At 50.8% G+C, this 18,491-nt stretch carries 12 protein-coding genes, 1 tRNA gene and 4 pseudogenes; 7 read left to right on the plus strand and 10 right to left on the minus strand.

What is annotated here, in order from left to right; all coding sequences use genetic code 11:
- Window positions 1-320: 320 nt before the first annotated feature.
- The gene (locus MKR05_RS12190) at window positions 321-1,019 is read left to right on the plus strand and encodes a winged helix-turn-helix transcriptional regulator (protein WP_044525063.1); all 699 of its coding nucleotides are present in this window, start codon (window positions 321-323) and stop codon (window positions 1,017-1,019) included.
- Between the two features lie 49 nt (window positions 1,020-1,068).
- Here MKR05_RS12190 and MKR05_RS12195 read toward each other — a convergent pair whose 3' ends face one another.
- The 5 genes and pseudogenes from MKR05_RS12195 to MKR05_RS12215 form a co-directional block, all read right to left on the minus strand.
- Entirely contained in the window at window positions 1,069-1,359 is a 291-nt protein-coding gene (locus MKR05_RS12195; RefSeq protein ID WP_032454386.1) for a putative quinol monooxygenase, read from the minus strand.
- A 1-nt stretch (window position 1,360) separates the two neighbouring features.
- On the minus strand, window positions 1,361-2,368 hold the full coding sequence (locus MKR05_RS12200) for a zinc-binding alcohol dehydrogenase family protein (protein ID WP_044525062.1): 1,008 nt from the start codon (window positions 2,366-2,368) through the stop codon (window positions 1,361-1,363).
- Between the two features lie 112 nt (window positions 2,369-2,480).
- Window positions 2,481-2,948, minus strand: coding sequence for a DUF3237 domain-containing protein (locus MKR05_RS12205; protein ID WP_032454383.1), 468 nt, complete (start codon window positions 2,946-2,948; stop codon window positions 2,481-2,483).
- A gap of 567 nt (window positions 2,949-3,515) precedes the next feature.
- Window positions 3,516-4,538, minus strand: a complete 1,023-nt coding sequence (locus tag MKR05_RS12210) for a restriction endonuclease (RefSeq protein ID WP_101989323.1) — start codon at window positions 4,536-4,538, stop codon at window positions 3,516-3,518.
- A 421-nt stretch (window positions 4,539-4,959) separates the two neighbouring features.
- Window positions 4,960-6,773, minus strand: a pseudogene (locus tag MKR05_RS12215) (primase-like DNA-binding domain-containing protein); the annotation flags it as partial.
- On the opposite strand from MKR05_RS12215, the pseudogene MKR05_RS12220 reads away from it, so the two are divergent.
- From MKR05_RS12220 to MKR05_RS12235, 4 genes and pseudogenes are all read left to right on the plus strand, one after another.
- A pseudogene (locus MKR05_RS12220) lies at window positions 6,769-6,894 on the plus strand (glycoprotein 3); the annotation flags it as partial. The pseudogenes MKR05_RS12215 and MKR05_RS12220 overlap by 5 nt on opposite strands.
- Window positions 6,891-7,136, plus strand: coding sequence for an ogr/Delta-like zinc finger family protein (locus MKR05_RS12225; protein WP_101989324.1), 246 nt, complete (start codon window positions 6,891-6,893; stop codon window positions 7,134-7,136). The pseudogene MKR05_RS12220 and the gene MKR05_RS12225, both read left to right, overlap by 4 nt.
- A 17-nt stretch (window positions 7,137-7,153) precedes the next feature.
- A pseudogene (locus tag MKR05_RS12230) lies at window positions 7,154-7,710 on the plus strand (phage polarity suppression protein).
- Between the two features lie 601 nt (window positions 7,711-8,311).
- On the plus strand, window positions 8,312-10,687 hold the full coding sequence (locus MKR05_RS12235) for a DUF4062 domain-containing protein (protein ID WP_137910598.1): 2,376 nt from the start codon (window positions 8,312-8,314) through the stop codon (window positions 10,685-10,687).
- Between the two features lie 39 nt (window positions 10,688-10,726).
- Here MKR05_RS12235 and MKR05_RS12240 read toward each other — a convergent pair.
- Window positions 10,727-11,900, minus strand: a pseudogene (locus MKR05_RS12240) (tyrosine-type recombinase/integrase).
- A gap of 162 nt (window positions 11,901-12,062) precedes the next feature.
- A tRNA-Sec gene (locus MKR05_RS12245) sits at window positions 12,063-12,157 on the minus strand.
- A gap of 288 nt (window positions 12,158-12,445) precedes the next feature.
- Here MKR05_RS12245 and MKR05_RS12250 point away from each other — a divergent pair.
- Together MKR05_RS12250 and MKR05_RS12255 are read left to right on the plus strand one after the other, a co-directional pair.
- Window positions 12,446-12,640: a hypothetical protein gene (locus tag MKR05_RS12250; RefSeq protein ID WP_101989326.1), complete on the plus strand. Its 195-nt coding sequence runs from the start codon at window positions 12,446-12,448 to the stop codon at window positions 12,638-12,640.
- Window positions 12,641-12,671: 31 nt separating this feature from the next.
- Window positions 12,672-13,394 (plus strand): MurR/RpiR family transcriptional regulator, encoded by a 723-nt coding sequence (locus MKR05_RS12255; RefSeq protein WP_032454378.1) that lies wholly within the window; start codon window positions 12,672-12,674, stop codon window positions 13,392-13,394.
- 108 nt (window positions 13,395-13,502) lie between these two features.
- Here the strand turns inward: MKR05_RS12255 and MKR05_RS12260 are convergent, their stop codons facing one another.
- The 3 genes from MKR05_RS12260 to MKR05_RS12270 form a co-directional block, all read right to left on the minus strand.
- The gene (locus tag MKR05_RS12260; RefSeq protein ID WP_023291387.1) at window positions 13,503-14,882 is read right to left on the minus strand and encodes a 6-phospho-beta-glucosidase; all 1,380 of its coding nucleotides are present in this window, start codon (window positions 14,880-14,882) and stop codon (window positions 13,503-13,505) included.
- A 12-nt stretch (window positions 14,883-14,894) separates the two neighbouring features.
- Complete coding sequence (locus tag MKR05_RS12265; protein ID WP_072422177.1) at window positions 14,895-16,454, minus strand: PTS transporter subunit EIIC; 1,560 nt, start codon at window positions 16,452-16,454, stop codon at window positions 14,895-14,897.
- Between the two features lie 247 nt (window positions 16,455-16,701).
- A complete protein-coding gene (locus MKR05_RS12270; RefSeq protein ID WP_284118639.1) occupies window positions 16,702-18,417 on the minus strand; it encodes an AsmA family protein in 1,716 nt (571 codons plus the stop codon).
- Window positions 18,418-18,491 lie beyond the last annotated feature (74 nt).

Consider the following 18,491-nt stretch of genomic DNA (forward strand, 5'->3'; position numbering starts at 1 on the left):
TGGTCAGTGGCATCGATAAGGGTAGCCTGGACTGGGAGAGATGCGAGGGGGAAAGCGGCATCAGGCACGGCGTAAGCGAGCGAGTCGCCGGAGCCGCAATTTATAAGGCTGGTTTATCATTTAAGCGGCTAAGCCGTATAAATATTTACGAAAATTATTGTTTTTTAGTGATGGAAAATCGAGGTAAACCGCTTATGCCGATAATAATGCTTACACTCTTTTTATTATGGAAACGACTTGGTTTTTATTCATGATTGCGCGTGTTGATACTATTACCGCTGAAAATCATGCCCTTCAACCTGACTTAATGACACAACACGATGTCGAAACCTGACGCCAACGGCCAGAATTCCCGCTCATTACCCTCTTTTTTTTATGGACGACGAACAAAACCGTTACCTGCGGTGGAATCCTTATTATCCGCGTTCCGGCCTGTCAGCACCCCTTTTGAACTGGCGCAGTCAAACTATTACCATTTTCCCCTGGCCCAAAGCGAATCCGGTTTCATTCTCCTCGAAGAAGGCGTGGCTTCAGTTTGCTTTGCGGAAAATCAACTGGTGATATCGACGGTCCTCGCCCCGGCTATATTGGGATTAATTGATAATTATGGCGTGTTTAACGGACTCCCGGATATACGCCACAGTTCTCTGTTTGCTGAGACGGATTTAAGCGGGCGCTGGATAGCGCATCAGGCCGCGGTCAATATCCTGAATGAGAAAAACCTGTGGCAGGAGATGGCCCATATCCTGACGCAGCGGTTGATGGTGTTGAGCATGCGCGAGCGGGAGCTGCTGGGGGTGGACTCTTACCAGATGGTGCGCATCCTGTTAATGGAGCTGGCGGTCTATTCGGAGACGTACCGTAGACAGATCAATGTATTAAGGTTTATCCAGCGGCGTACCAACCTGTCGCGTAGCCGCATTATGTCGATTCTGTCGGAGCTGCGCAAAGGCGGTTATATTATTATCCACCGCGGGGTGTTGATGACTATCGCCCAACCGCTTCCCGCCAATTTTTGAGCCTGGCAGGCGAAGGGCGTGATTTGTCGCCCCCCACCTGCTGGTCCGCTTAGGGCTCAATCGCCGTCAGGTAGTCCAGCCGCAGCGGCTCAGCCAGCAGACGCTCCATCTGCATAACAAACGCCTGAAAATAGGGCATCTCTACATGCGCATCAAGGGCGTCTTGCCCACGCCACGCTTCGCGCATGTAGAAAGTGTCCGGCGCGTCGCGCAGCTGGAAAAGCGCGTAGTCGAGATTGCCCGGCTCCTGTCTCGTCGGCAGGAGCAGCTTCTGCAGGGCCTGGCGCAGCGCGTCCGTTTGGCCTGGTTTCGCCTTGAGCACGGCGAGCAGGGTTATCATCTTAAAATCCCTCCAGCACAATCTTGCCCACCGCGCGTCCGGTTTCCAGCTGGCGATGCGCTTTCTGCAGATTGTCGGCAGTGATGGCGCCGTAGTGTTCGCCGAGGGTGGTTTTGATCGTGTGGTTGTCGATCAGGGCCGCCACGCGGGTCAGCAGCTGATGCTGGGCGATCATGTCATCCGTCTCAAACATTGAGCGGGTGAACATAAATTCCCAGTGCAGGGAGAGGCTTTTGGCTTTCAGCGGCACCACGTCCAGGGTCTCCGGATCATCAATCAGCGCCAGCTTGCCCTGCGGGGCGAGGGCGTCAATCAGCGCGTTGAAGTGCTGGTCGGTGTTGGTCAGGCTGGCGACATGGGTCACCGCGTTGATGCCGATACGCGCCAGCTCGTCGGCGAGCGGCTTGCTGTGATCGATAACATGGTGCGCGCCCGCCTCGCGGACCCACCGTTGACTCTCCGGACGCGAGGCGGTGCCGATCACCGTCATGGCGGTCAGTTTACTGGCCAGCTGGGTCAGGATCGAGCCCACGCCGCCCGCCGCGCCGACGATCAGCAGCGTGTCGCCCGCGTTGCCGCCTTCCGTGACGCCGAGACGGTGAAACAGCAGCTCCCAGGCGGTGATCGCCGTCAGCGGCAGCGCGGCGGCGGAGGCGTTATCGAGGGTGCGCGGTTTGTGCGCCACCAGGCGCTCATCCACCAGCTGATATTCACTGTTGCTGCCGGCCCGGCCCAGGGCGCCGGCGTACCAGACCTCATCGCCTGGCGCGAACAGCGTCACTTCCTCGCCGACGGACTGCACCACGCCAACGGCGTCCCAGCCCAGCACCCGCGGCGTGTCGCCCTGGAAGCCGGCGCGCACTTTGGTGTCTACTGGATTGACCGAGACCGCCTTCACGGCAACCAGCAGGTCACGCCCGTGGGCGGAGGGGACCGGCAGGTCGATCTCGGTTAAAAAAGGGATATTGTCGCCGTCAGCGGCGGCTTGAGTAATGGCGATAGCTTTCATAACTGCTCCGGTCTGTGAATCGGGTGAATAAAGCGATGACGCGATAGTAGACCGGTGCCGGGAGGGGAAAAACGGGTTAACGGCAATAACAGTTATATGCAGAAAGTGAAAATCAGCCCACCTGATAGAAATCGAGCATCACCCCATCCTGAGTACGCCCGCCAGCGCAGATAAACAGCGAGGTGGTTAGCCAGCTGAGCGCGGGGGTATCCACCTCGAAGGTGGGGACGGTGCGAAAATAGATATCTTCCGGCGGAATAGTGCTAAAAAAGCGCATATCGTCGGCGAACAGTTGGTCATGATAGTGGGCCGGCACCCGGCGGATACCGTTGTTTTCCACGTACACCGTCCCTTCCTCCACCTGCAGGGCATAGCGGGCGGATAGCCTGCATGTGCCGTCGGGCCCGATAATCTGGCTATCGACGCCGCCGGGCAGCACGTGGCCGCGTAGTTGACCCGAGACGCTGCCGCCGAGAATCGGGATCAGCTGGCGCTTGCCGGTCTGCGGACTGCGGGAGACTATCACCGGTTTATCAACCTGGATGGTAATGGAAAAACAGTGTCTCAGTTCGGGGGTCATCATGGCTCTCCTGTTTCGGTTGGCAACGACACGCGGCCTTTGCGTCAGTGTAACGGGTTTGCAGGAGACAAAATAACGCAGGGTTTAGATGAAAATGATTGGCTGAGATGATGGGTTTTGCGACTCAGTTTGGTTGGGCGTGGCTGTGGGCGAGCAGAGGCAAACTGGCGGAAGATCACAGGAGCAATATTATTGTTGTATATTGTTGTTTTTATTGGAACTTATAAATATAAGATTATTTTTTATACATATGATTATACGCAATTGCTTGACTGACAAGCTATCTTATAGATAAAGCACCGGTGACCGTTCTTATCAAAAAACTTTTTTTAGAAAAACTGTTCACACTGTTCACTACGCATTTTAATCTTTATTATTTATATATTTATGTGGTGAATAGTTGGTGAACAGTGAACACTTTACTGTTCACCTCCACAGGTTATAGGTACGAGCGCTATAGTCTGCTTTGAGCGAGGAGCAGAAGTTCGTAAGACATTTTAACACCGCAGGGTATTAATCTACGGGGAGCAGGTCATCCTAGCTAGTAATCAACCCCAATACTTGGATCTAATCTCCCATGAATACCCCTCTACCGATTCTGCGTAATTCATTTAACCACTGAATGACTTTTTTCCTGTTTATTTCTCTAACGGAATATTTTCTGGCTTTACAGACATCTCGAGCTCCAGGAGAAAATGATGATGTTGTTACAATTATCCCACCTTTAGCATTTTCATTTATTACATCTGCCCAGAGAGATTTTACTAAGACCTTGTCAATTTGTGATTTTGTTCGTTTGCATTGAATAATCTGAACGGGGGGATCACTGGCATTCGCATTAGGGTTCCAAACTCGTACATCAATGCCATCATCATTTCTCCCACTCCCTATCTCAACTTTGTATCCTTTTCGTTCAAAGTACTCAGCAGTTAGAGCTTCGAACTGTCTCCAATGCATTGAACCGAGTTTTTCGGTATTAATGGATAAATAATTCAAATATCTTTGATCTATGAACCTTCCGTACATTGCATCTAATGATTCACTCTCAAACAAGCCTCTAAGTTCAATTGGTGATTTCCAATCGAGTACTCTTGCTGAAAGCCAGTCCCATGGACTGGCTTCTTCACTATCTTTCGTTAATTCCACGAGCCTACGTGCAATAATCAATGCCTCATTCCCGAATTGTGTTTGAATATGTTGATAGTATTGGCCTTCATCAAATTCATTGAATATCGACTGTTTACCTTTATCAAAATGAGTTTCTCCAAGAGTATATAATACTTGTTGGAATAGTTTTCTCTTGTTTGGGTCATTCCTGAATTCCATCTCGAGTAATGTAGGTGCATGACCAATAAAATCTTGTGTTGTGACACCTAGACGATACAAAATTTTTTGAAAAGTATCTTCTATGTGATTTGTCCTGATGCGACACAATTCCTCTTTTTGGCTAGTGAAGACATCAAGTAGTGGATCACTTTTATCTAAGAGTTGAATCATTTCATTGTTATTGAGTGCTAGCCCAGATTTATAACCGATTCTATCGCTAAAAAATGACCTAAATGATGTATTTATCGTAATCCATGTTCCCATCGATCCACCCTCAAAGTATGAGATTATTTTCACTTCATTATATACTTAAAGTTATCTCATAAGGAAATAATATTCACTATAATATTTTAGACTATTAATTTGTAAAATAAAAAATTTTGTTGAGGTACAACATTTGAATTTAAAAATCTAGCAACGTCCGTTCCTAGTGTAAGTATCCCTGCAAAACGAACCATCAATTTTTAGAGAGTCTCTGGCACCCCCAACTTCCGCTCCTGGCACTGAGCAGTCAGATAACTTTTGGGAGTAAAAAGTTTTTTCTGGAAAAACTGTTCACTCGATGTTTTTATTGTTTATTTTCATAGTGTTAGCTGGTTAATACTTGGTGAGCAGTGAACACTTTACTGTTCACTCTGGCCAGTGAGCAGGCAAAAAAAGACCGGCTGTTGCCGGTCCGGGTAGTTTATGTTGCGGTGGGTTCATCACACTTCGGCAGCCAGTCGGCGTTGCTTTCCTCCCTGAGGGCGAGGTTGGTCTGCATGCCCTGATTTGTGCGGCGTTTATCGTAATTCAGACCATACTCCTTCAGCATGGCTGAGAGCCCCTTGCCGAACATGGTCAGGCTGAGCACATTCCTGTAGCCGTGGGCCTCCATGTACACCAGATAAGCGTAGTAGAGATACAGGCGTGGCTGGCGCGGGATGATGTTGGCATTCCCCAAATACATTCCGTCCGGCTCCGGCAGCGCCTCCAGATAGCCGCAAAAATCAAAGGTCGGGTCAGCGTCGCGCTTGATGCTGAGCGCCTCGTCGGAGTTCTGCTGCGACTGGAGCAGCGCGCAGGCGCTCATCGGGTCGCTGAACTGCTGAATCAACTGGCGCACGATGACGGCCAGCTCGCGGGCGATTTTATCCCTGAGTTGCGGGTCGCGCTCCTCCGGGGCTATCTGCTCCGGGAAGTGGATGATTACCCGGCACGTGACACGCCGCCGCTGCGGTCGGTGAAGCGCATCGGGTTATTGTTCACGGTCAGAATGACCGCCAGAATATGCGTCGAGTACGGGTTCTGGTATTTCGGGTCGACCGACACCGCATCGCCGCCAGTGATGGCCTTGAGTCCGGCACCGTCACCACTCCATTTCTCCTGGTCAGGCAGACGAATGAGCGAGAAGCCTGTCAGGGAGGCACGCTTGCGGGGATCTTCCAGCGTGTCGATATCGGCTGACGTGGCGTTATCCTCTCCAGCCAGCATCGTGGCAATTTCGGCGAGAATACTTTTCCCGCTGCCGCCGGGGCCGGTCACTTCGAGAAATAGCTGCCAGTCGTAGCGGTTCGCCAGCACCATAAACAGCGCGGCCAGGATCACGTCGCGTTTTGTCGGGTTGCCACTGGCCGCCCGGTCGAGCCACCGCCAGAAGTTCGGCGCGTGGGTTTCCAGCGTTTTTCCTTCTACTGGCGGTGTGAAATCCACGTCGCACAGGGTGCGCAGCCAGTGCGATTTGCTGTGCGGGCTCAATATACCTGAGCTGGTATCGAGTACCCCGTTGCGAAAACCAATCAGACGGCGCGCCGGTGCATCCAGCTGGGGAATAATCAGTTTCAGGGGCTCCACCACCGAGGCAATTCTCCCCGACGAGAACGGGGCGCGCAGGCGCTGGAACAGCCCGGCCACATCGCGGGCATAATCAGACGGCGTTATCACCTTCCAGATGCCGTTTTCATAGCGGGACAGGAGCTGGCCGTTGGCATCCACGGCCAGCGCTTCGCCGTAATGTTCATGCACCCGCATCGCCTTATCGCTGGCGCTCATGGCGGTAAATTCCGCCTCGCTCATGGTGTCGAAGGGTCTGTCAGCCGGTGGCCGGATGGCGTCATAAATGGCTTTCCGTGTGGCGTCCTCCCCCTTCAGCATCACCGCATTATTCCAGTCACCGAACACCGGCGGCAGGGCAACAACCCCCTCACAGGCTTCTGCGGCCGCAGCGGCTTTGCTCTGGCCATCGCCGTTAAGGTCACGGTCGGCGGCGAGGACAATCTGACAGGCCGGGGATTTCTGACGGGCAAGGCTCGCCAGAGAAAGAAGGTTCACGGAGGACAGCGCCACCATGACGGTTTCCCCGGTCAGGTGATGCACGGTAAGTGCCGTCGCATAGCCCTCCGCTATCCACAGGCATTTTCCGGCCTGTTTCTGTCCGTCGATGAGATGGCATGCCCCTTTGATCTGCCCGCCTTTCAGGGGGCGTTTAAGACCCTCAGCATTAATAAGCTGGAGGTTCCCAGCCGTCGCGCTTCCGCATATGGACCATGACGCCGCCAGTACTACCGGCCATCGTAAGGTCTGGCAGGAGAAAATCCGTCAGCGGGAGGCTGACCTGAAAACGCGGGGGCTGCTGTCATGATGTACTGTCCGTTCTGCAAAAAGTCGGCGCATGCCCGCACATCCCGCTATCTGTCGGAGAACGTCAAACAGTGCTACCACCAGTGCACCAATATTGAGTGCTCGGCGGCGTTCCGCACCACTGAATCCATCGACGAGGTTATCCGGCCCCCGGCGGAGAAAACGCCGCCTGTCGCGGAGCCAGTCACACCCCCGGCACCCCTTAAAGTGCAGAGCTGCTACAGCTCTCCATACCGTCATTGATCAGGGGAGAGCGGACCATGACCACCCTTACGCTACAGCAGGCCTTTGAAGCCTGTCAGAAGAACGAAACCGCTGTAAAGCCGAACTGGCGGCCGCCGAGCAGGAATAACGCGAGCAGGTGCTGGCCGGGGATGACCGTATACCGGGCAGAATGCAGACACTGCGCGATATTATCGAGGTCAAAAAATGGGAGATAAATCATGCCGCCGGGCGCTATATCCGCTCCCATGAAGCGGTACAGCGCATCAGTATCCGCAACCGGCTGAATGACTTTATGCAGGCGCACGGTGCTGAACTGGCGGCCACGCTCGTCCCGGAGCTGATGGGACTCAGTCAGCAGCCCGCGCTCCTGACCGGCCATGCGCTCGACCGTTCGGCGCATTACCTGAGGGAAGCGCTGTCCATGTGGCTAAGTACCGGTGAAGAAATTAATTATTCGGCAGAAGACAGCGATATTTTAACGGCCATCGGATTTAGGCCTGACGCGGCTTCGCGGGTAGATAATCAGGAAAAATACCCCCCCGCACAGAGCCTGATTTATGCCCGCCGGCGCATGGAACTGGCCGGCAGGTAGCCCCCGCAAAAAATCCCCGAAAATACCGCTATTTTTCCCGAATTAAGCCATGCATCCACAGGGTGCATGGTTTTGCATGCATTTCCTCGCCCTGTTATTCCTGTCCAGCCCCTATCACGGCGCGGCCTGAGCCCCCCGCTGCACCTGCATGAAAACCGACCCTTGAAGCGGGCAGGCGAGGCGGGGAAAGCACTGCGCCCAGCGGTAAAGTATTTATTTAATGATATTTAATTTCGCGGCCTGAGCGCGTCGCTGCGCTGTGCGGATTCGCGGGAGTGTCGGTGGGTGGTACGGTGCTGCTCGGGGGCGTGGTGAGCCCCTGAGGCGGTCAGGAGAAGTGCAAGAAAAGGTCGACCAGTGGATGAGGAAAATCAGTTATTTCGTTGATGCTGGAAGCTGATAGTAATCTACATTGCTTACAAATTCATTGAACTCATAGGGCTTGTAACTCCCACCTTGCCTACGAACTTGAATGTAAACCATGCCATGAGGTAGGGATAGTACTGCGCGCCAGCTCTTAATATCACTTTACTTTTGTTGATTTGTGCTCAGGCTCATAGTATTAGATTTGTAAGATAACAAATCTATTGGAACTACAAACATGCAAGATACAAGAAAGGTCATCAAAGTTTTTATTGCATCTCCTGGCGATCTAGTGAGCGAAAGAACAATTGCTCGTGAGATAGGAGAAGAGTTTAATTCATTATGGGCTGAGTCGACAGGTTATCAAATAGAAATTGTGGGATGGGAGGAAACAATTGGTAAAATAGGGCGACCACAGGAGGTAATTAATAGGGATTTATCACGCTGTGAATTATTTATTGGAATGCTATGGAAACGTTGGGGGACGGCTCCTGATACTTGTGGAAATTTTACTTCAGGTTTTGAAGAGGAATTTTCTATATCATTAGAACGTTATAAAAAAGAAAAAATACCTCAGATAAGTATGTTTTTTAAAGAACTTGATAAGGATTTGCTTAGAGATCCCGGTCCTGATCTCCAAAAGGTAATAAAATTTAAAGAAGGGCTCATAAACGGAAAGGAAATATTATATGAAACATTTACAGATAGTAAGGATTTTGAGAGGAAAATACGCAGGCGGATCTCGGATTATGTAAAGAATCTAACAATAATAGATCGTGAAACTAATCATCCGGAAAATAGCAATGAATCAAATAGTGTGGATGGTAATTTTAAAAGCGAAAATGACAGCCATAATTTTTTTTCTTCGAGTACTTCTTCTTTCATAAAAGAGTTTATCAGTAACTTACAGTGTTCAGGTTTAGATGCTGTTTCGTCTGAGCGAATTGCACTTTTCAGATTAATTGCGAATATTATAAATTCCCCTTTAAATGATGATAATGTTCTTGGTGTTCATGATTCTAACTTATTATATAAATGTGCCAATTCATTTACCTTGGGGCAAGCAGAAGTTAGTGGGCTGATTTTATCTGGAATAGATAATTATGATTCTCATAACACACCATTATGGAAATGGATTAACGAAAGTAACGTTAGTATAGAAAACTATACCTTGCTTACTAAGGATGAGCGTAAAAGAAAAGCTATAGATATAATGCGATTCATTGCACATGATATTAAGAAAGATAGACAGATTTATCTTAATGACTGGTTAATTGATGAGTCCAATGAAAATGTTAAAGTATCTGCTTTAAAATATATTGGAGATGTCGGCACTTTAAATGATATCCCTTTAATTATTAAAGAATATGAGCGAAATGAGGTTAGAACTAGTTCTTCAGCAATTGAAGCTATAATATCAATAAGTTTCAGGCACGGAGTGATAAAAGGGTTTGATGCAATACTTGAGTATCAACCTAGTAGTATAAGTAGTAAAATGCTTGATGCTTTAAAAGAGAAGGAAGTACTTCTTGAAAGTGAAAAGTTATTTGAAGGACTGAATGTGAAAAACAAGGAGGTAAGGGAGTTTTGTATATCTTCGTTGATCCGACGCAGTGCGATAAATGAATGTCAGCTTGAAGAGCTATTAAAGCATGATGATTATGATGTTAGATATATTGTAATTAATACGCTATCATCTATTAATTATAAGTTATATAAAGAAAAAGCTCGTGATGTATTAACAAAAAATACTGGGGAAGATAAAGATTCTATATATAAAAAATATGTTAAACACAACCTCTTCAGAGAAAGTAATGAGAATCTAATTGATTTGGGGAAAACACCCTATATATTTGATGCGGATCATATTATAGCCTTGGCAAAAAAAGATAATAAGAATATAACGAGGGTGAGAGAAATTGTATCCGATAATGCAGAGATTTTTATTTCTGAGATACTTAACAATATACCAGAAAACAATAGGGCTGAGTTTGTGAAATTTTTTAATGAACACGGAGGCTTTGTTAAAGATAATATCACATTTGACTGTGTTGAGTTTATTTGTGAGACGATGAAAAAAGAGGACTTAAATTTAATTCGCGGATACTTGAGGTCTAAAGGGAGTTCACTTAGTAATGTTATAATGAACTTTTTTAAAAAGTATGGAGATTTTGATGATGTGTATAATTTATGTAATTCAAAGATGAAGGAGAAGGGGACGCTACTTGGTGCTCATAGCATTGGGCAATATAAGAACAAAATACTTGCCGATACTGTTTTGTTTCTATCAAAAGGTAAGGAAAGTGAGTTGTTAGAAATTAACATGCCAGACATGCTGAAAATAAATATTGTATCTCAAATGAATCCAAATGGTTTCAAAGAAATTCCTCACCATAAGATATTCGACTTTTTAAATAAAGAAAATACTCTTTTGCGTGAAAGAGTTTGTCTTAAAGTTGTTGAGTCAATGACGAAAGATCAAATTAGCATGATATTATCTGATTATTCGAAACAGATTACATACTATTATAATGTTATTCACTGGCTTGATTTTGGAGTTAATTTTAATAAAGTAATATCACGTAAAGCAATAAAAAAATATTTATATTCATGAATATTTTATAGGGAAAGATAATCTTTCCCTTCCTTTATATTAGATTACTTGAAATACTATATTGGAATATATTTGCATCATTTCTATCCTGCCTTCGAAATATTGAGCATGGTTATATATACCCCTGATCTTATTTTTATCAACATGTGCGAGTTGTAATTCAATCCATGCACTATCAAATCCTTGTTCATGTAATATGTTTGACATTATATGCCGAAATCCATGACCAGTAGCTCGGCCTTTATATCCAATTAATTCAATTACCTGAGTAATACTTTCCTTTGAGATTAGCTTGTTGCGGTTGTTTCTACCAATGAAAATATAAGGATAATGCGCTGTAATAGGTTTATGCTGTTTGAAAAGTTTAATAATTTGTTTAGACAAAGGCACGAGGTGTGGCCTACGCATTTTCATCCTTTCTGCTGGTATCTCCCATATTCCTTTATCTAAATCGACTTCATCCCATGTAGAGAAACGCATTTCTTGAGTTCTTACACCAGTTAACATGACAATCTTTGTCGCATTTTTGGTTATGATACTGCCAGTATAAGCTTCAAGATCTCTGATAAAATGAGGCAATTCTTCGGCGGATAAAAAAGGATGATGTTTTTGCTTCGGTACGGCCAATGCGATAGCTAAATCAGGGGCAGGGTTGTATTCAGCTCGGCCTGTTATGATTGCATAGCGAAAAACCTCACCGCACCGCTGGCGTACTTTACGTGTTTTCTCCAGTGCTCCACGTTTCTCTATTCGTCGCAGCACTTCAAGTAATTCTAACGGTTTGATCTCACTGACAGGACGTTTGCCGATGAACGGGAAAACATCTTGCTCGAAGGTCTTAATGATTTCGTCGCGGTATGCCACTGTCCAGCGGTCAGCTTTGTTTGCATGCCATTCGCGGCTTATGGCTTCGAATGCGTTTTCTGTTGAAAGCTGCTGTGCCAGTTTTTGCGTATTACGTTCCTCAACCGAGTCAATGCCCTTAGCAACTTGCTTGTGGGCGATCTCGCGCTTTTCACGAGCTTCAGCAAGGTTTATCAAGTCGTAGTTACCAGATGACATTAATCGCGCTTTCCCGGCAAAGCGGAAACGGAAACGCCAGCCCTTCGAGCCATTAGGGATTAATAAGCAATGACAGGCCTTGCCCGTCGTTCAATGTGTATGGTTTGTCTTGGGGCTTTGCTCGTTTGATTTGTATGTCTGTCAGTGCCATGTGTATAAGCCAAAAATGTGCATAAAAATTCTATACACATCACTATACATATTTTTCATGGATTCAGGGCGAACTTGTCGGACGATTACGAATGAGAGATTAACTATGTGTATTAAAAATAAAGGGATTTTTAGATTTTCTCGGATAGTGGTGGAGCAATTTTGGCGGAAGATCACAGGAGTTGAACCTGCCCGGGACCGCTGGCGGCCCCAACTGGATTTGAAGTCCAGCCACCTCACCGGAGATGACGATCTTCCGCGCCTCGATTGCTACATGGAGGCGGGGCGCATTATAGCTACTTTCAGCCGTTTACCACATACCTGAACGCACTTTTTTACTGTTAAAACTGGACTTTGCAGAACAGTCTGAGACAAATCCGTTCAAAATCCAAGAGTTACACTTTTTCATACTCTTTTCAGGCTAACGCGATCGCAAAATACATGAAACATATTCTGATAATGACCTAATTCATCTTCCTGCGGCAAAGGCTGATAAAAAATGTAACCGGTACCCATCTGTGGTGCCGCCAAGGGAATTGTGCCCATATGAAAGATCCTGTTTTGTCCGTCAAAGAGAAAATTGGCTACGGCATCATGGGCGACGGCGCCACCCTCCCCATTATTCTCGCCTTGTTCACCCTCGTTCCGGCGGAGAGGGTTTTTTTATTCCATTTTTGTACAAAAAGTAACATTCATTTCAGTCTGGTGACTCAGGCCGCAGACGCTATTCCTGAACGGTGATAGCGTATGCTGCCGCTGAGAGGAGCCCGCCATGGACTTAGAAAATATCTTTCGTGACGTGAAGCTAAGCAAAACGGAAATGACCGTGCTGCGCTTTATCCAGAACGACCCGGAGCTGTGTATCCGCCAGGGGATCCGCGCCGTGGCGGAGCAGTGCTACAGTAACCCCTCCTCGCTGGTGCGGTTGGCGAAAAAGCTTAAGTTCAGCGGCTGGCTGGAGCTGGTCTATTTCATCAAGTTCAATATCACCATGCCGAAGCTCGATGTCACCAACGATATCGACTATATGAGCATTCAGCCGGCGGAGGCGCTGACGCCGCTGCTGGCAAGCCTCGCGCAGCAGCGCGTCCTGATCCACGGCAGCGGCTTTTCGCAGCTGATTGCCCAGTATATTTATAACAAGTTTCTCGTCACTGGGGTGAATGCCAGCCTGGCGCTGTGGCCGGATTACGAAATCCTTGAGCAGAAAAACGCCGCTCGCTTCGACTCCATCTGGATCATTTCTAAATCCGGGCGCAGCAGCTCGGCGCTCAACTGGGTGAAGGCCCTGGAGGGGAAGGAGATCAACCTGGTCTGCTTTACCGGTGATTATCAGAGCCCGCTGGCGCAGGCTGCGGATACGGCGTTTATCATTCACGATCCGCAGAAGTTCGACGATGATATTTACTGGAGCAACCCGTTTTTCGGCTACTGCATCCTAGGCTTTGAGCGGCTACTGAAGATGTGGTTTACCCGCGCACCTGGCAATAGGTAGCTTCGCTAAGCGCAGTGCCGCCGGGCAATATATCAGGCGCCGCGCCGCCATGTTGCCGGGTGGCGGCTGCGCCTTACCCGGCCTACGCCTCCAGGTCCGGTCAGTGATTTACCGCCAGGCGGCGAACTGCTTATCGTCGAGATAAGCTTCGACCAGGGTTTTCGCCAGCGACCAGGAACCGATCAGCGGGTGCGCCATCAGCGCCCGCACCGCCAGCGACTTATCCTGCTGCAGGATCGCCGCTACCGCCAGCCGCTCATACTCTTTCACGCAGGAAATCATGTTCTTCTGCGCCGTCGGCACCTTCGTCGGCGTGACCGGCTTGAGGCCCTCCCGGCTCAGGTCGCAGCTGATCTCAATCACGTCGTCAGGGCGCAAAAAGTCGAGCGTGCCATTATTCTGGATCGACACCACGATCCGCTTGGTGGTGGTGCTGTTCACCGCTTCCAGAATATCCAGCGCCACCCCGGCATAGCCGCCGGTGTCCGGCTCTTCGATAAACTGCCGCAGCGTCAGCGGCTCGCGGGTATGAAATTTCTCCTGCCGGGATTCGTTCTGCATATAGCTGTTTTCCCGGCGCAGGTAGTGCTGCATCCAGATATTGAAGGCGGCTTCCGGCTGCGTACTGGCATCCACGGTGCGCAGCGCCTGGCGCATCTCCTGATTGATACGGGCGATCTGCTCCCCGCGCGTTTCGCCTGCCCCCTGAATCGCCTTCAGCGCCTCGTCGCGATAGTAGTAATAATAGAGATATTCGTTGAGTAACTGGTTATCGCACAGCCGCACCAGCTCGGGTGAGAAGTACTGCATCGCGGTCTTCTGGTACAGCGCCGGGCTGGCGATCAGCCGCTCGGTCACCGCTTCCCCGCGCACGGTGAAGTGGGTAAACCAGGAGAAATGGTTCAGCCCATAGCATTCCACGCTCAGGTCGCGCTCCTCACAGCCGAGGATCGCCGGCAGTTCACGAATCAGCTCGGAAGGCGCATCGCAGATCCCATAGACCCGACGCTTAAAGCCGGACTTGACGATCGCTTCCGTCACCAGGCCTGACGGGTTGGTAAAGTTAAACAGAATGGCGTCTTCGGCGGCATGGGCTTCGATCAGCCGGCAATAGTCGAGGATCGCCGGGATCGAGCGCATGGCCATCGCGAAGCCGCCGGCGCCGGTGGTCTCCTGGCCGAGGGTGTTATGTTGCAGCGCAATGCGCTCGTCGCGAATGCGGCTTTCATCGCCGCCGACCCGCAGGGTGGTAATAATATAATTGGCGTTTTGCAGCGCCGCGACCGGGTCGGTGGTGGTCGTGAAATGAATATCCGGGCGAATGGTCGTAAATACATAGCGGGCAATTTCGCCGAATATCGCCAGATTATCCGCAGAGTTATCGAGAAAAACCACCTCCGTTAAACCAATGCGGTGAGCATTATAGGCCAGAGATTTCGCTAAAAATGCAGAGCGAACGCCGCCCCCGCCTAATACGGTTAATTTCATACCAACTCCTCATTAATTTTCTGCTAACCAGTTATCAACCCGGGAACGTACCTGTCCCACTTTTACGCCATAAATAACCTGAACTTCATTACGATTGCGCACCACGCCGTTGGCGCCGGTATTTTTTAATTGCGCGTCATCAACTTGCGCCATATCGCGCACGGCTACGCGCAGACGTGTAAAACAATTATCGACGGAGAGAATATTCTCCTTGCCCCCGAGGCCGCGGATAATGTCATCGGTAATCGACTGCGGCTGCGCGACTTTCTGGCGGTACTCCGCTTTGCTGTAGAGCTTCACGCTCTCGTCATCTTCCCGGCCCGGCGTTTTCAGATTCAGCTTCACCACCAGGGTGCGGAAAATCACGTAGTAGACGGCGAACTGGCCGATCCCGATAAGGACATATCCCGGCCAGCGCGTTAAGGAGACCGGCAGCGGCAGGTTATAGATCAGAAATTCGATCAGGCCCGATGCGCCCCAGGGGCGTACGGTGAAGAGGTCGCAAATGGCCTGCGAGGCGGCGGTTAACGTCGCATGGATCACCCACAGCAGCGGCGAGACAAACAAAAAGGTGAACTCAATCGGCTCGGTGATGCCGGTCAGCATGGAGGTGATAATCGCCGGCAGCAGAATCGCCTTAGCCATTACTTTTTTCTCCGGCTTCGCGGTGTGGTAGAACGCCAGCGAGGCGCCGGCGAGGCCGAAGATAGTGGTCATCCCTTGCTGTGAGAAGCGTAGGGCCTCATTCATCACCGGGGTCAGATCCGGGTGGCGCATATAGGCGAGGAAAATGGCCTGGGTACCGGAGACCACCTGGCCGTCCACGTTCAGGGTGCCGCCAATCTGGGTGAGCTGGAAGGGGGACCAGACAAAATGGTGCAGGCCGGTCGGGATAAGAAATTTTTCAAAGAAACCATAGACGAAGACCCCGGCGACCCCGGCATTTTTCATAAAGCCGGTGAGGGCGGAGATGCCGTGGGTCATAAACGGCCAAATCCAGGTAAAGGCGATGGCGTAGAAGATAACCACCGGCGTCATCGCCACCAGCGTCAGCTTGGCGCCGCCGTACATCGACAGCGCGCCGGGCAGGTCAATGGTAGAGACTTTATTGTGCACCCACGCGATGGTGCAGCCGAGAATAATGCCAAGGAAAACGCCCATATCCACCACCACAAAGCCCAGCAGCTGGGTTTGCCCGGTGCCATAATATTCACCGTTAATTTTTTCGGCGAGTCCGTGGGTGTGTTCCAGCCAGGAGTGGTTGGCGCCAAGAAACATAATGAAGCACATCACCGCAACCAGCGCGACTTCGGTTTTTTTATCTTTTGCCAGACCATAGCTAATGCCGACGCAAAATAATAAGCCGAGGTTGCCAAATAAAGGCCAAAAGGTGTCGCCGAGCATCTGCCCAAGCTGGTGCAGGAAACTGGTTTCAGCAATTAATGTCGGATTAGTTAATACTGAACTGAGGGCCAGAATTAAGCCAATGACCGGCAAGAACAATACGGCGCCGATCATGGCCCGGGAGAATTTTTGCATATTCTCCAGAATACGCTGACGTATTTCAGGCATGATTGATCCTTTTATATTTTTGTAGGGACAGGGAGCGGTTTTTTATCGACTTCCAGTATTTTGGTTATAGCAACTCTGATATTTGAAGGGAACCAGTAGCGGTAAATAGGCACAGATAGCCGCTTATTGCACACAGGTTTCAGAATGCCTGCAGACCCTCTCCCTGACAGGGAGAGGGCGTAGCCAGAGCGGCGTTTTTGCTGAGAAGCCTTCCCTCTCCCGTGGGGGAGAGGATGATGGGATATCGCTATGGCGTGACGGGAGCGGGCGCTGGCGCGGCGGGGGCGGTATTGACCTCGCCGTTGCGCATCGTTTGCGCCACCTGCTGTTTCTCCATGTTCACGGCGCTAAGCTGTGCGTTGACATTCGGCTTGAGCGGGGCATCGGCCTGCACGCTGCCGCTGGCGGTCAGCTGGAGATTGCCATCCCCGCTGATGGGGAGCGAAGGCCAGCCCCAGGCCTGCAGAATATTCAGCGGCACGCCGCGGCCGTTCAAGCTCAGATTGACCTGGCGCTGCGGCAGCTGGGATACCGCGGCGGTGGCCTGCAGAATACCGCGCTCGGTGAACGCGCTGAGCTCAGTGATATTGAGCGTCGACGCCGTGGCGCTCAGCTTGAGTGAAGGGCGGCGCACGTCAATTCGGTTAAAAGTCGCCGCCGCGGCGTTCAGCGTCGCACTACCGTTCCACACACCCCAGCTGCCGTTTTTCACCAGCTGAAGCTCGCCGCCATAGCCATCGAGAGCGGTAATTTGCCATGGGAAGGCAGGGTCCACATCGATGATCAGGTTGCGGCTGGCGCTGAATTTTTTCAGCGTCAGGCTTTGCAGCCAGGCCGGCAGCGGCGTCATCCACAGCGGCTTCCAGTTCGCCGGCAGCGTGTACTCCAGCCCGGCGAAGGCGGTGTCGTCGAGCACCAGCGCGTTACCGGCGCGCAGCCAGTTGCCGGAGGTTCGCACCATGCCGCCCTCCCAGCGCGAGGAGAACTGGCGCAGGGCAATACCCTGGGGTGAAAATTCGGCATTCACGATCGGGTCGAAAAAGTGCAGCGAGCCGTAGATAAATTCGCTGGCATTCATCGACAGCGTACCGTCCTGGCTCTGCCAGCCGCCGTGACTGAGCGTCAGGTTGCGCAGGTTCAGGTCGAGGTCGGTTACCGCCCAGTCCGGCCCCTGCAGGCGGGCGTCGGTGATATCCAGGCGGCCAATCTGCAGAGAGGGGACCGTGGTTAACGGCGCGAAAAAGTCGGCCAGCGAGGCGGCGCTCTGCAGTCGGATCTCATTTAGCTGAAGGTTATCCACCAGCCAGCTGCCGTCGGCGCTGCGTTTCGCATTGCCGGTTAAGGTGCCGCGGGCGACATCGGCGCCGAGGGTGGAGAGGGTGACTTCGCCCTGATCAATCTTGCCCTGAATCAGGACGTTGCTGGCTTCGACGCCGTTGAGCGTCATTGAGCCCGCGCTCATCTGGATCTGCGCCGTTTTCCCCAGCACATTGCCTGCCTCCGGCGCCCATGGGCTGACGCCGCCGGTGACGCGCTGCGCGCTGAGCGCCCAGCCGGTTTCCGGACTATTGAAAGCCATATTGCGCAACATCAGCCGGTCGGCAGCGAACGGCAGGTCGGCAGAGTGGGGGGACAGATTCAGGGTACCGTCGTTGAGGACAATCTCATCCGCATGCAGCGGGTCGCTAAACTGGCGGGTGCTGAAACCAATATCGACCGTTTTCGCCACCAGGGTTGCCGGCTTGCCTTCCCGGCCAAAGGTGACGTTTTGCAACTGCACATGCAGAGGGGAGGAGAAATCATGAACCATCGCATCGAAGGAGACCTGCCAGCCGGTGCCATTGCTGAGCCAGGCGCTGGCCTGGCGGGCGCCCCAGTGGGTTTGCAGCAGGAACCACGCGCCAACCATGACGAGCAGCAGAGCGACTAGCAGCCAGAGAATCAGCTTTCCAAGAAATTTCATGGTCTTCCATTCTGTGAGATGCACATAACCGTGTTATGCCCGATTTAGGCGCACTTCTCAAGGCAGGCGTGGTT

Source organism: Klebsiella sp. K5-204, from assembly GCF_030128585.1.
Taxonomy (GTDB): Bacteria; Pseudomonadota; Gammaproteobacteria; order Enterobacterales; family Enterobacteriaceae; genus Klebsiella; species Klebsiella quasipneumoniae.